This is a genomic window from Bacillus cereus group sp. BfR-BA-01331 (genome assembly GCF_022663915.1).
GTDB lineage: Bacteria > Bacillota > Bacilli > Bacillales > Bacillaceae_G > Bacillus_A > Bacillus_A mycoides.
Map to the genome: position 1 here is coordinate 15,056 of NZ_JAKUGJ010000016.1, position 12,292 is coordinate 27,347.

The window sequence follows — 12,292 nt, forward strand, 5'->3', positions numbered from 1 at the left end:
AAAACTCGGAATTAATACCGAGTTTTCTTATAGGTTTTAAATTACCACTACCCGTATGTATTGTCAAACTTTTTCGCAAAGATAGACAGTTTGAAATCTATTAATGAATTCTTGTGATAAAGTGAAACTTTAATCAGTGGGGGTTTTGTCCATCCCCGCTGATTATTAGCCTTCACCAATCGGGCTTTTACGGGCAGTTGATCTCCCACCTAACTCCTCCGCATTCGCCGAATTTTGAGGTGGGAGTCTTACTGCCCGGCAAATAGCGGGATAAAATATATTTATGCGGAGGGTAAAATAAAAAGACCACTAATAGGTGGCCTAGCAAAATGAGCTAGAAAACTAGCAGCCTACAGGAAATTTCTCTGAAATGGTTGTTATATATAATTGAAAATGTAGAATGAGATTAAAGATAAAAAAACATTTTTAGGAGGTTATCATGACGTTTGATGAATTGAAAAAAAACAAACCAACAACCCCATGGATTGAGCATGATGAAGATGGGGAATTTTTCACTGAAGAAAATATAAGTGCAACAAATAAAGTTCTCGACACTTACATTAACAATTTAGAACTATTGGGTGAGAATCCAACCGAAGTCGAAGTAATGCAAGCTGTTAAAGAGGTAGTTATAAAAATAAATGAACTAAATATCGAACATGACCATTTTATCGAAACAATGGAAAGAGAAGATCTCTATGAATTTATCGATACAGCAGCACGAATAGCTGGCTTAGAATCCGAAGAAGATATTACAGAAGAATGGCGAGAATGGTAAAAAAAGCTGTACCTCTAATTATTAGAGGTACAGCTTTTTTCATACGCCAATTGAATTAATGATTTGATGTCCGCACAGAATTCACGTGTTCCAACATATCATTAACATCTTCTAAATCAAATTTCCCTAACCATTCTTACAATCCTTCGTCTATTTCGACTTCTCCTCGTAATGCCTTTTGAATTTCGTTGTACATATAAGAGTCACCACAACAAAATTAAATAAAAAAACGATTTCCTTATATATTATAGTAAAAACTAGTTTACACCTTTTGAGACAAAACCGTTTCTATCCCCTCCGATAAACACTCTCCTGCCCATCCATCTTCATTCGTAATCGATCTTCCGTCAACGTTAGCTCTACTTTTTTGTATTCACCTGAGTTTTGTTTGACCGAGATGATATATGTATTATCCCCACTCTTCGGTTCAGAACTTATATAGAATTTATGTTGTGGAAGGCGGCCGCCTGGCTGTTCCTTCGCGATAATTAATTCACCGCTTTTATCTCCTTCACTTAATACAAAAGCTATGTCATCCCCACCGGTAGTATTGATCCAGTCACCTTCTACCTGTGTGAATGGTATCGTTGTTTTCGTACGATTAGATTGCTCACGTTTATCATTTTGTCCTGTATACGTTTTTTTCTCATCAACAGGCTCATAATTGTTCGTAAACTCTTCTTTCGTCATTCGTTTTAGCGAGAGGTTTTCTTCTTCATGCCCTAGTCTTATTAATTCAATCTCCTCGCCATCTACTACATTCACCTGAACATTAAATGGTGTGAATGTTTCTAAATTAGATTTCACTTCATAAATGCGTAAACTAATTTTCTTCTCAGCACTATCTTGTTCTTTAAATAAATATGTAACGTTTTTTTCACCGTTATAGAGCGTTATTTCGCCTTTTTTATCTCCAGTTACATTAATCCCTACATAACTAGGATCACTTGTATCTACCCAATAACCATCTATATCCGTTAATGATGCGGTGCTTAGTTGTGTAGTTTGCGCTTCCATATTTTCGTTAGTTTCCACCGGAGTTGTGATTTTATCATCACCTGAGAAAAATAACATTTTCACCGTAAGCAGCGCAACTGCTACACCAATTACTCCCGTAATGCCTAACAACACGAAATCCTTTTCTTTTTTACTATCCGCTTGTTTTGGAGCTAGCTCATCATTTTCAAGGTCACTGCCACATGCGACACAAAACCTTTCTCTTCCAGACCTTTCCTTACCACAATGTCCGCAAAAACGACTCCGCCCTTTCTTCGGCTCAACACGTTTTAACAGTTTATCTATCGTTCCTTGTCCAATTAATACTCCATTAAATGCATTCAAAGCGGTTTCTTTCTGTTCTGGGGTCATGCTCCCCCACTGTGAAGAGTCTTTAGCTTTAGCCGTATCTCCATCCAAACTAGTTTTTGCATAGTCGTGTGCTTCTACATTCACCGATTCCGCATCTGAGCCGTGATACGATAAATTATTCGTTACATCTCCGTCTGGCACCGTTCTTACATGGCCTTTCACTGCTACCATTTCTGTATTCACCGGCTTTGCATCTGGACCATGATACGATAAGTTATTCGTTACATCCCCATCTGGCGCCGTTCTTATATGGCCTTTCACTGCTACCATTTCTGTATTCACCGGTTTTGCATCTGGACCGTGATACGATAAGTTATTCGTTACATCTCCATCTGGCGCTGTTCGTACATGACCTTTCACTGCTACCATTTCTGTATTCACAGGCTTTGCATCGGGGCCGTGATACGATAAGTTATTCGTTACGTCTCCATCTGGCGCCGTTCTTACATATGGTTGCACATTCGTTCCCTTAGCTATATGCGCCTCTGAAGAATGTACAACTGTTTCTCCTGTCACAGCGTGCCCATCAACCACTCCTGGTTCTGCAACATAAACATCTCCACCAACATGCATTTTTAAAAATGGCAAAATGAAAGAAATAATAATAAGAGGTACGCTTCCCATAATTCCAAGCGCTGCATAACTACTATAATTATGTCCATACAACCAAATTAACGTTGCTCTTATGCCAATAAAACCTAACGCCGAAACGACAATAGACTCAATTAATTTACTAGGTGAAGAATCGTAGGCTAAAGACGCACTAGTAGGATCGAAACTCATTCTGGCTAATAAAATAGCCGCAATTCCATATACAAGCAATCCAGCTAAGAAAGGCCTCCAATTTTTTAGTACAAACTGAATTCTCATAAAAAAGAGAACGAGCATAACAATAAAAATAATTGGTGCTAAAAAAGGAAGAATTGCCGCTATTATGCCTAATATGAGCATGAAAAATAACATTTTCTTCAATAATTTAAATGATGTAATAATAAAAAATAAAAATAGTCCAAAACCAAATAATCCTGGATGGATATATCCTAAAAATAAAATGATAGGAAATAATGTTATCGCTATTTTATGATGGGTAGTTTCTTTCTGACTTGCAATCCATTCCTCCATACTTTATATTCCTTTCTTCATTGTTTCATAAACCGTTTTCATCCTTATCGATTATATACCGATTTTTGGAATTTATATATATACATTTAAAATAAAGTAAACTTATAATTCGGCGCTACCAATACCACACTCCACAAAAAAAAAAGACCACCAAAAGGCAGTCTCACAACTGAATCGTAGTACCTACTCCACGCTCCATCGCTTTTTCATATAAGTATTTCGCAACGATAATATCCACTACCGCCAAACCAACTGATTTAAAAACAGTAATCTCTTCATCGTTCTCTCTACCAGCTTTTTCCCCGCTTATAATTTGACCAAGTTCAGCATGGATGTCACTTGCCTCAAACAAGCCTTCTTTTATAGGAACTTGAAGGTCACCTGTTTCTTCTAGTGCTGCTTCTTTTAATTCGACTACTACTTTGTCAGCGCCCGCGATGGCGTGAGATGGTAGTTCTTGCATGCTCGGTCTAAATGAACCGACGGCGTTTATGTGGACGCCTTTTTGTAGTTTTTCTGAGAAGACTGGTGTGGATGCATTCGTTGTTGTGACGATGATGTCTGCTTCGCTTATTGCTTCATTTGGATTTGTGTAAACGTAAGCCGGTTTGCTGAATTTTTCTTGTATATATTGCGCAAGTGCATACGCTTTTTCTTCTGTTCGGTTGTATAGGATGATTTTTTCAATATCCCTAACGGCGAGTACAGCTTCTGCAATTCCTTTCGCTTGTTCACCAGTACCGATGATGCATAAAGTTTTTGCGTTATGACGAGCTAAATGTTTTGTCGCTACTCCTGATAAGGCGCCTGTTCGAATCATCGTTAAGTACGATCCTTCTAAAAGTGCGAGCGGTTCTCCCGTTTGAAAGTCTGATAGCATAACAATCCCGTTTATCGTTTTCTTTCCTATCTTTTTATTATGCGGAGCTACCGTTACTACTTTTAAACCGAGCGCTTCGAGTCCTTCCGCTACTGAAGGCATAATTAATGCGGTATTTTGCTCGTTCGCAAATGGTAATGAGCCGCGAATTGGTGTGATCGTTCTTTCTGCTGAAAATTCTTTCAAAGCAAGCGCCGCACATTCAATGACTTCGTTCATATTTACTAAGTTTCTTTGTTCGTTTGCGCTTATGACTAGCATAGTTGTTCACCTCCTGCTTTCATCCTAACAAAAATCCCCGATTCAAATCATCCCTCGGATCTACAACAAACTGATGGAATCCTGTAATAAATGCCTGCCCTGTTACTTTTGGAATGACTGCTTCATATTTATCTACCTCTGTTACCGACAATACTTCTCCCTCAAATTGGCCGTCAGTAATGCATTCGTGGATGAACATCTCTCTTTTTTGTAAGGCATCTTTTTCAAAAAGAGTTGCGATTCTTGCGGATGTTCCTGTACCGCAAGGGGAACGGTCTACTTGCCCATCAGCAAAGATCGTTACATTTCGTAAAGTAGCGTCTTTTCCTTTCGGTTCATCTGAGAAAATAACTCCGTATATTCCTTTTAAATCTTCTTCAAGTGGATGTTTTACTTCCATTTGACTTTCAATGTAGTGTTTAATTTTACCGCCCCACGTTTGAATTGCAGCTAAATCTTTAAAATCGACTTTCAAACCAAGCTCTTTACTATCCACTACAGCGTAGAATGCTCCGCCAAACGCGATATCTACTTGAAATTCATAGTCATCTATTTTGATAGGAACGTCTTTTTTGTATACGAACGAAGGAACGTTTTCAAATGATACTGCCTCTACTTCGCTCCCGTTAAATGTTGCGTACGCAATAACTTCCCCAGCAGGACTATCAATAATAAATTTTTGTTTTTCACCTGTCACTTCAAACATACCTGTTTCAATTCCAACTGTAATAACAGCGATAATTCCGTGACCACACATCGTACTCCAGCCTTCATTGTGCATAAATAATACGCCAAAATCAGCATGAGGACTTGCGGGCGGAGTAATGATACAACCGTACATGCCGTGATGTCCTCTCGGTTCATACATAAGAACCTCGCGAAGATGATCCAAATGTTCCATGCAGTATGCGCGTCTTTCTAATTGCGTTTCTCCCTTTATCTCTGGCACTCCGCCCGTAATGATTCGAAGTGGTTCCCCAGCTACGTGAGCATCAATTGTTGTGTATATTTTACTAACCTTCATTTCTATCTCTCCCCTATATGTTAATACTATTTTCATTGCAAGTATCATGCCAACGCATAGAGTATAAATCTGTATACATTTTTTAAAAAAGCATACACTACTGTCTACTTTTTTATACAGTAGACAGTTAGCGACCATTAAGCTACAACCAACCCCACACTCCGCAAAAATATATCAGCGATTATCCAATTATATCGACCGTAACTCCGAATATATCGGCGATTCGACACAACTTATCGACTTACCGACAAATTTCGTGTTTTCACACCCGATAACCACCAACCAATCCCACAACCGCTCCCCGGAACACCCGAGCAACCACCAAACTCCAAAACTAAAAAAATCCCCCAAAAACCTCGGGGGACCCATCAAACCCTAACCGCCACCACATCCGGCACTTGCCTTACAATCTCCTCACCAATCTTTATACTAGCCGTTGCCGCCGGGGATGGTGCATTACAAATATGCAGAGAATTGATGCCAGGGATAATGCAGAAGTCATCAACCATATTTCCGTTTGATAAAATGGCTTGTGCCCTTACACCTGCATGGGTTGGCATGATATCTTTCTCTGTAAGTTCTGGTATTAAGCGCTGTAAGCTTTTTAGGAATGATTGTTTACTAAATGAGCGCACCATTTCTTTTATGCCTTCTTTCATATTTGGCATCGCCATTTTCCAAAAGCCTGTGTATGTCATTGTTTCCATGAAGTCTTTTATATCGAAGTCCGTTTTCGTATAACCTTCTCGCTTAAAGCTTAATACTGCATTTGGTCCTGCATGTACTTCTCCGTTTATCATTCTTGTGAAATGAACGCCTAAAAATGGGAATTCTGGATTTGGAACTGGATAGATTAAATGTTTTACGAGATGGCGTTTTTCTGGGACAAGTTCGTAATATTCACCACGAAACGGAACGATTTTCATATCCGTTAATATGCCTGTCTTTTTCGCAATACGGTCACTATGTAAGCCGGCGCAGTTAATGAGAAATTTCGTTTTAAATACACCTTGATTTGTCTCAATTGTTACGGCGTCTTTTTTCTCCGTAATACGCTCTGCCGCTGTTCCTAAATGTACTTCTCCGCCGCTTTCTTGAATCAAGCGGGCAAATGCATAACTTACTCCTCTATAGTCAGCAATTCCGCAAGAAGGAACACGGATTGCCCCAAGTCCTTTTACATGCGGTTCAATTTCAGCTAATTCTTCTTTATCTATTTTTTCAATATGTAAATCGTTTTGTAAGCCTCTCTCATATAAGTTATGTAAAAGAGGAAGTTCGTCCTTTTCTGTAGCGACAATTACTTTTCCGCACATGTCATAAGCGATGTCATTTTCTTTACAAAATTGAACCATAGCTGCGTTTCCTTCTTTGGCAAACTTCGCTTTATAACTCCCTGGTTTATAATAAATTCCAGAGTGAATTACTCCGCTATTATGTCCAGTTTGATGATGTGCAAGTTCCTTTTCTTTTTCAATGATCGCGATTTTCGCACGAGGGAATTTTTTCGTTAAAGCCATTCCCGTTGAAAGCCCAACAATTCCTCCGCCAATAATTATAAAGTCATACATCCTACTTCCCCCTTAATATGATGAAAGGCAGGCCTTTTTTAAGACCCGCCGTACAAACTTATTTAGAAAAACAACCACGTTGACGCATTAGTTCTCTATATAAATCTTTATTTTTTTCAAATGCAGCTCTTCCGTGCATCCAAAATAAGTTGTTTAAAAGAACTAAGTCACCAATTGGTAATTTCAATGCATGTGTTGCTGGTGAGTTTTCAACAGAATATGATAAGTCTTTCAAATAGTTTGCTTGTTCAATATTATCTGGATAAGCGAACTGATCAATAAAGCAAATACATGGTGCGTTATTTACGTCAAAAAATGTTTCACGATAGACGATTTCTTGCGCATTTTTACTTGGTGGTGCTTTATACGTAACCTTAACAGATGCGAGCGAATGATTTCTAAATTTCTGAAGGTCTTCCCAATCATCTAAATGTAGTAAACGAGATTCTCCACCTACTGCATTTTGCTCTTCAATTTTCATCATAAGAAGCCAATCTGTCGGCTCATCAACGAATGTACCGTCTGTATGCAGTGTAAACAATCGGTACGCTTGACGAAGGTAAGAATCACTACTATCCGTATCTTTCACATTAAACCTAGCATAATACGTTCCTGTCATTGCATCAAAGTTTGGCTCCCCGATTAAATGTGTTAATGCTGTTGCAAATTTCACGTAGTCTGCTGGATCTGCCGTTTCACCTTGCACCCCAATTGTAAATCCGCCCGTTTCACGGTCATGAATAATGCCGCGAATGTTATCCATAAATGATTGCCCAAAAATCTTTCTCATTCCATCCGCAAGATTAAACCGAGAATAAGGAATGTATTGCAGTGATTGCTCTGAATGCTCTTTTACCTCTTCAAAAAACTGCTTAAGCAATTGCTGGTTTAGCGTAATATGATATAAACGTTTATGCTCTGGATGAGGAACAATCTCATACCCCTCATATTTCTTTGCAAATTTCATCTTTGCATTTTGTTCTGTAATAATCGACATTTCAATTCCTCCCTAATTTAAATATGAAGAACTTATTGACGTTTTTTACAGACAGTTATCCTTATCTTCTTATGCTGAGATTCGGTCTTACTGCCCTAACATCGAAAAAGCCAGTCATACGTATCCACGACATAAAATCGTAGAAACGTACAACTGGCTCATAATTACGAGTGTTCTTTAATCTCTTAAAGTACAATAATAATAGACAGTTTGTATGAAAATATTTGTAAAACAGGAAAGCAAGATCGAATATAGAGAAGGCTAATTTCTCGTATGGATCTTATTAATTAAATAATAATTCAAAATATTATAACTGTCAATTCGTTTTTTATTATTTTCTCTACATACTTTATACATTTTAAAAATCCCCTTACTTTCTACGCACCCTCTTTTTTTCATCTCTTGTTTTACAACTTACACTTCATTTAACTTTTTCATAGTTCTTGCCTCCTCAATAAAATAAGCCAGTCGTATCTCTTTAAAAGAAACACAACTAGCTCTCGTTTATGGTTGTAAACTAGATAGTTTTTATGGTGTTGTTTCCTCGTACTCTCCTCTAGGCTGTTCATCATTTAAATAACTTACATATTGGCGATGTAAATCTTTTACCGCACTGACGATAGCATTTTGCGCTTTTCCTTGATAATGGTCCGTAATATCTTGAACGATTTCTTCAATACCATCTTGCAAACTATGCCCTCTCAACATTTGAGCGACGAAGTCTCTACCGTGCTCTGTCGCAAGCGTACATGACGCTTCAATAATAACGTGATATTTATGATCTGCCTCAATTGTAATCGTTAATGTTTCATACATACTGCGAACAGCCATCCCTTTCGGAAGTCTCGAATGTCCTGCCATAAAAAATGTCCCTTTACGCATATTTCATCCTCCGTTACTATGTTAAGAGCCAGAAAAACAATGTACATGTACACATTTGCATTGAATTTTACTACCCTTATCCTTATAGCTCGTACTTCTGCTAAAGAAGCTCAAGTGGAAAGAAGTTACTCTTTTCATTTTCAAACATAAATCCGGGCTTACAGCGAGGCTAATCACTGTCATCCGATAATAAGTTAATCATATTAAAAATAAACTGAATATTCAATATTAAATTCCGCAAATTTCATGAATAAAAAAGAAAATTCTCTCGCCCCGGCACATATACTGTTCAAAAGAAAAAAGGAAGTGGTCTCATGTATTACGGAACGAAAGGCTGGTACGTAGCTGAGCTAAAAAAATTAGGTGTTCGCTATCATGAAGGACGAAAACTAGAAAGTTACCGCGCACACGTATTACGCAATTTATTAATCGCACAACAAGAGACAACGAAAGAAGAGTAATTTGATATCGGTTGATTCTCTGAATATATCAGCGATTCGACATAAAATATCGACTTATCAACAAATCCCGCCAAATCATCCCTCCATTCCACCAACCAATCACACATCAATACAAACCAAAAAAAGGTCACCCAAACGGGTGACCTTTCTTTCTTATTCACAAACAAGAATTTGTCTAGAAAATGATCCTTTTCTTGTGATACAGCGATCTGTAATTTCAAATCCTGCTTCATGGATCATGTCGTCCATTGTTTCCATCGTGACAACGACTACCTTTTTTGCAATGCGGCGCGCACTTGAGAGAATGGAGAACTGGTCTTCTGGTGTTGCGTGCGTAAATAAGTCGTACGGCATATCGATAATTGCAACGTCGTAGTTCTCAGTAATTTCTTCAATTGGACCTTTTGTTACTGTTCCTTCAAACCCGAAATGTACGATGTTTTTTCTCGTTCCAAGAACTACAAGTGGATTAATATCTCTACCAACGATGTTAATTCCCATAGAAAGTGCTTCTACTACTACTGTTCCTATTCCGCAGCACGGGTCAATCGCTCGTACTCCATCTGGGTTTGGTACAGCGATATTTGCGACAGCTCTAGCAACACGTGTGCTCAGTGATGTCGAATAGCTATGCGGTTTTTTTATATGATGATACCAAACCGGATCACTTTCTACATAGTGTCCGAAGTACCAGCGTCCTCCAAGAGGAACAATCCCGAATACACGCTCTGGATTACGAACATCCGCTTCTCCTTCAATATGCATACCGAGGTCTCGTTCAATAAGGCGTCTTTCTCCATATTCAATTTTATTTTCTTTACCAAGATCATTGATTTTAACGAAGATAACTTTGAATGTCGCTCCCGCTAAATCAATTTGTTCCACTTGTTCTAAAATGCTTTCTAAGTCGTCCCCTTCATACATAACCTCGACGCGCTCTTTAATAAACGGACTTCTACTCGGAGCAATCTTGACTTCACTTTTTAAAATATTAACGTGAGACTCCATCCCAAAGAACGAGCGCATTTCCAAGTAACATAAAGCACGCTCCTCTTCGCGAAATGCATACGTATATATACATGCAGGTGTTTTACTATGATTACTCAATCTATTATCATCCTTTATCGTTTAAAATTGTTATGATCACAATTACTCGAATACCTTTTTTACGTAAAATTAAATGATATCATATGCTCGAAATAAAGAGAAACCTTTATAATTCATTTAATAAATAAAAGAGACTGCATCTCAGCAATCTCTTCTATCATTCTCTCTATTTATTAACGGTACGAAGATACGTCATTACCCATTGCTTCGTAGTAATCTAAAATACCTTGATAAATAGCTTCTGCTGCACTTTGTCTCTGTTCTGGTGTAGCAATTTTATCTGCATCGTTTTTATTATCTACAAATGCTAATTCTGCTAATACAGCTGGCATCGTGTTTTCTCTAATTACATATAAATCGCCTTTCTTCACACCGCGATCTTTTGTTCCAAGTGCATCTACAAGACGCTCTTGAATTTTCTCTGCTAATAAACGACTTTCTGATACATTCGGGTTTGTCCCTCTTGCTGTCGCTGATTCATAGTAGAATGTTTCTGTACCTTGTCCATTTTTACTTTCCGTACCATTACCATGGATACTTACAAAGATATCCCCATTATTTTTTTGAGCAAATTCTACACGTTTCTTTAAAGAATCAGAAGCACTTGTTCCTGGACGTGTATCATCTGTACGAGTGAATAACACAGTAAACGGTGTCTTTTTCTCAAATATTTTCTGTAATCGTAATGATACATCTAATACGGTTTGACTTTCTTTCTCATAATAACCAGGATTCCCTGAGTCAATTCCCCCATGACCTGGATCAATAATAATCGCTTTACCTTCTAGGAAGTTACCTTGCTTCACTGGGTTTAATTGATTTTTATCCACCCATTGGAAGCCAGCTCCCATACGGATACGAATCCAGCTATCTTTCTCTTCAATAACAGTTACTTGTTGTGCTTTATGTGTGCCTGCCACTGTAGACGTATGTGAAGCTTCTTGATATGTAGTGAATTCTTGATTAATAGACTCTGTTTTTTCTTGTAATAGTGTCCACTTCTCACCTTTACTTGTTACAACCTTCAACCAACCGTCCGCTCTTTGCTCTTTCACTTCAAGCATTTGTGGCTTATGTTGAGTGTCAGTAATACCAGATGATAACGATGCTTGATGATATGTAATAAAGTTTCTATTCATATACATTCTTTTCGATGTATTTATTTTATTTTTATCTGCCATCGCGATGAACTGAGCTGCTTCAGCACGACTTACAGTACCGTCAGGATTCCAGCCATTTCCTGTACCCATTGAAATCTCTAAAGCTACTAAAATATTAGCTTGTTTCTTACCCCAATGAGGTTCCAAATCTTTAAACTGCGTTGGAAGTTCTCCAATAATTTTCTTATCTAATGAATATGCTTGTACAAGCATAGATGCCATTGATGCACGGTTAATTTGGCTTGATGGATTGAATTTCCCAGTACCATCTCCATTAATTACACCCGCTTTTTCTACCGCGGCAATATATGGTGCTGCCCAATGATCTTGCGAATCTTTAAAAGATGGTTTCGCTTTTGGATCAATTGGTAAGCCAAGAACTGCTGCTAATATTTTTGCAGCTGATCCTTTATCTACTGCTTCAGATGGAGAAAACGTTCCGTCTGGTTTTCCATCAAGCGCTTTTTTCCCTACTAAATAGTCAACCGATTCCTGCGCCCATGTAGGAACATCCGAAAACTTTTTCCCTGCTGCGAAACTACTAACTGGAGACGATAATAAACTTGCGGCTAAAATACCAGCCGCGACTGCACGATACTTCATAAAAAATAATACCCCTCTCAAAAATCATTTACAATAACACGTAATCTTAATATACAAATTATAACAAATGCGAGCAAA

The 12,292-nt window shown here is 38.1% G+C and carries 10 protein-coding genes; 2 read left to right on the forward strand and 8 right to left on the reverse strand.

The window, feature by feature from the left end; translation table 11 throughout:
• The first annotated feature begins 439 nt into the window (after window positions 1–439).
• Entirely contained in the window at window positions 440–778 is a 339-nt protein-coding gene (locus tag MR155_RS22435; RefSeq protein ID WP_242311124.1) for a hypothetical protein, read from the forward strand.
• Between the two features lie 288 nt (window positions 779–1,066).
• Here MR155_RS22435 and MR155_RS22440 read toward each other — a convergent pair whose 3' ends face one another.
• From MR155_RS22440 to MR155_RS22465, 6 genes are all read right to left on the reverse strand, one after another.
• Complete coding sequence (locus MR155_RS22440; RefSeq protein ID WP_242311125.1) at window positions 1,067–3,268, reverse strand: ABC-2 family transporter permease; 2,202 nt, start codon at window positions 3,266–3,268, stop codon at window positions 1,067–1,069.
• 163 nt (window positions 3,269–3,431) lie between these two features.
• A complete protein-coding gene (locus MR155_RS22445) occupies window positions 3,432–4,409 on the reverse strand; it encodes an ornithine cyclodeaminase family protein (RefSeq protein WP_242311126.1) in 978 nt (325 codons plus the stop codon).
• A 19-nt stretch (window positions 4,410–4,428) separates the two neighbouring features.
• The gene (locus MR155_RS22450) at window positions 4,429–5,481 is read right to left on the reverse strand and encodes a proline racemase family protein (protein WP_242311127.1); all 1,053 of its coding nucleotides are present in this window, start codon (window positions 5,479–5,481) and stop codon (window positions 4,429–4,431) included.
• Between the two features lie 320 nt (window positions 5,482–5,801).
• Window positions 5,802–7,004 carry an L-2-hydroxyglutarate oxidase gene (gene lhgO / locus MR155_RS22455; protein ID WP_242311128.1) on the reverse strand — a complete coding sequence of 401 codons (1,203 nt, stop codon included), beginning with the start codon at window positions 7,002–7,004 and terminating at the stop codon, window positions 5,802–5,804.
• Window positions 7,005–7,062: 58 nt separating this feature from the next.
• The gene (glaH, locus tag MR155_RS22460) at window positions 7,063–8,001 is read right to left on the reverse strand and encodes a glutarate dioxygenase GlaH (RefSeq protein ID WP_242311129.1); all 939 of its coding nucleotides are present in this window, start codon (window positions 7,999–8,001) and stop codon (window positions 7,063–7,065) included.
• A 528-nt stretch (window positions 8,002–8,529) separates the two neighbouring features.
• The gene (locus MR155_RS22465; RefSeq protein WP_001225455.1) at window positions 8,530–8,883 is read right to left on the reverse strand and encodes a DUF3870 domain-containing protein; all 354 of its coding nucleotides are present in this window, start codon (window positions 8,881–8,883) and stop codon (window positions 8,530–8,532) included.
• Between the two features lie 314 nt (window positions 8,884–9,197).
• On the opposite strand from MR155_RS22465, the gene MR155_RS22470 reads away from it, so the two are divergent.
• Complete coding sequence (locus MR155_RS22470) at window positions 9,198–9,344, forward strand: YflJ family protein (protein ID WP_002010895.1); 147 nt, start codon at window positions 9,198–9,200, stop codon at window positions 9,342–9,344.
• A 153-nt stretch (window positions 9,345–9,497) separates the two neighbouring features.
• On the opposite strand, the gene MR155_RS22475 is transcribed toward MR155_RS22470, so the two are convergent.
• Window positions 9,498–10,451 (reverse strand): TRM11 family SAM-dependent methyltransferase, encoded by a 954-nt coding sequence (locus MR155_RS22475; protein WP_219301356.1) that lies wholly within the window; start codon window positions 10,449–10,451, stop codon window positions 9,498–9,500.
• Window positions 10,452–10,624: 173 nt separating this feature from the next.
• Window positions 10,625–12,214, reverse strand: a complete 1,590-nt coding sequence (locus MR155_RS22480; RefSeq protein ID WP_242311130.1) for an N-acetylmuramoyl-L-alanine amidase — start codon at window positions 12,212–12,214, stop codon at window positions 10,625–10,627.
• Window positions 12,215–12,292 lie beyond the last annotated feature (78 nt).